This window comes from Kitasatospora sp. MBT66, from assembly GCF_000710405.2.
Classification (GTDB): Bacteria; Actinomycetota; Actinomycetes; order Streptomycetales; family Streptomycetaceae; genus Kitasatospora; species Kitasatospora purpeofusca.
Window position 1 is genome coordinate 692,710 of sequence record NZ_JAIY01000004.1, and the last position, 505, is coordinate 693,214.

Below are 505 nucleotides of genomic sequence, written 5' to 3' on the forward strand. Positions count from 1 at the left end.
GTGCGGCCGAGCCGGGCGACCGGGCGGCGGCGGGTGGCCGCGAGCAGCGCGAACAGCAGGGGGTGGCTGCGCAGATAGACCCGGCGGTCCCTACGGCGGGCGGCCCGGTGCACGGCCGGTACCGGTGCCGAGTGGTCCGCCGCGCGTGCGTTCCCGCTCATCCGGCCAGCTCCCGGGCGCACCGGGCGGCCGCCGCCGCGCGGTCCGGCTTGCGGGAGCGCCCGGCCAGCGGCACCCGGCCGAACAGCACCGCGTCCGGGCGGGCCGAGCCCATCCGCGCCAGCGGTCCGGCCAGCGCGGCGCGCAGCCGTCCCGGGTCGGTGCCGGGCGAGGGCTGGACGAGGGCGACCAGCCGTTCGTCGCCGTCCCCGTCCGGGACGCCGACCAGCACCGCGAGTTCGACGCCCGGCAGGTGCAGGGACGGTTCGTAGAGGCCGGGATAGATGTTCTCGGCGCGGCGCAGCACCATGTCCTTGAGCCGCCCGCCGAGCACGATCCGGCCGTC

At 78.8% G+C, this 505-nt stretch carries 1 pseudogene; it reads right to left on the bottom strand.

From position 1 onward, the window contains the following. Nucleotides 1-157: 157 nt before the first annotated feature. Nucleotides 158-505, bottom strand: a pseudogene (locus tag BI06_RS47920) (long-chain fatty acid--CoA ligase); the annotation flags it as partial.